Here is a 1,662-nt window from a genome sequence, read left to right on the forward strand (position 1 = left end):
TCGGTGGTGGAGAAGCGGCCGAGGTAGTTGAAGCCGATCTGCGGGGACGGCAGTTGTGCCAGCTGGTGTGCGGTGTGGGTGTTGAGGTAGCGCAGCAGGCCGTAGCCGATGCCCCGGTCGGGGACGGTACGCAACTGTTCCTTCACCGCCTTGATCGCCTGACCCGCGTCCGTCCCGCCGACGCTCAGCCGGACGGGGTAGATCGTGGTGAACCAGCCGACCGTGCGCGACAGATCCGCGCCCGGCACGACAGCCTCCTCGCGGCCGTGGCCCTCCATGTTCACCAGCACCGAGGACGCCTGCACCCCGCGCGCCCGCCGCCACGCCGCCACCGCCAACACCACACCCGTGACCAGGCCGTCATCCGGGCCGCAATGGAACACCTGCGGCAGCCTGCTCAGCAGCGCCTCGGTCACGTCCATGGGAAGCCGAATCTGCACCCGATCCACCGCCGACACCACATCCACCGCCGGATCGACCCGGCGTGACCCGACGACGGGGTCGGGCGCTTGCAGCATCGACCGCCACAACTCCAGCTCCGCCACCCGCTCCGGGCGCTCGGCCTCATCGGCCAACGCGGCACTCCAGCGCCGCACCGAGGTCCCCACCCGCGGCAGCATCGGCGCCCGGCCCGCCTTCACCGCCGACCAACCCTCAATGAAATCGGGCACCACGATCCGCCACGACACCCCATCAACCACCAGATGATGCGCCACCACCAGCAACCGGCCGCCAGCGTCTCGCGTGCCGGGGTCGAACCAGACGAACTGCAACATCACCCCAGCCACCGGATCCAACCGCCCCAACGCCCGATCAAGCTCCACCGAAATCTCCCCGGCGCAATCGACGCGATGCACCAAAGCCGCGACGTCCACCGACCCCGGTTCACCCGCGACCAGCATGGGCTTTTCGTCGCCGGTCAACCGTGACCGCCACATGTCGTGCCGGTCGATGACCGCACCCAGCGTTGCCACCAGACCCGCGTGGTCGATGTCGGTGGGAAGGTTCAGCACCATCCACTGCGCATACCGGCCGAAGCGCCCGCCGCGCTCCAGCATCCACTGCGCCACCGGCAACAACCCGACCTGGCCCACACCACCACCGGGCAACTCCTCCAGCAACGTCTCGGCGTCCGCACGCCCGGCCGCAGCCGCCAACGCCGCCACCGTCCGCGCCTCGAAAACATCACGGGCCTTCACCACCAACCCCACCTGCCGGGCCCGCGTCACCACCTGAATCGAACGGATACTGTCCCCGCCCAAAGCGAAGAAGTCATCATCCACACCGACCCGCTCGACCCCCAGCACCTCGGCGAACACACCCGCCAGCAACTCCTCCTCCACCGACCCCGGAGCCCGATACCGCCCGCCCGCGAACACCGGATCCGGCAACGCCGCCTTGTCCACCTTGCCGTTCACCGTCAACGGCAACCCCTCCACCACCACGAACGCCGCCGGAACCATGTACTCCGGCAACCGCCCCACCACAAAACCCCGCAACTCAGCCACGATGTGGTCTGTGACGACCCCGTCCACGACGATCAAGTCATCGTTGAACTCCAGGACGCCGTCGATACTGTCGCCGCCGGCCACGGTCGGCGTCGCCCGCGAACGATCGGGGACGATGTAGGCGATGAGGCGTTCGGAGCGGGCGATCACGACC

At 68.7% G+C, this 1,662-nt stretch carries 1 protein-coding gene; it reads right to left on the minus strand.

Annotated elements, in window-relative coordinates:
* Window positions 1–1,662 (minus strand): condensation domain-containing protein (locus tag AL2_RS35790; protein ID WP_245667138.1); only part of this gene is annotated, 1,662 nt, incomplete at both ends.

The sequence above is a fragment of the Actinomadura latina NBRC 106108 genome, from assembly GCF_001552195.1.
GTDB classification, from domain to species: domain Bacteria; phylum Actinomycetota; class Actinomycetes; order Streptosporangiales; family Streptosporangiaceae; genus Spirillospora; species Spirillospora latina.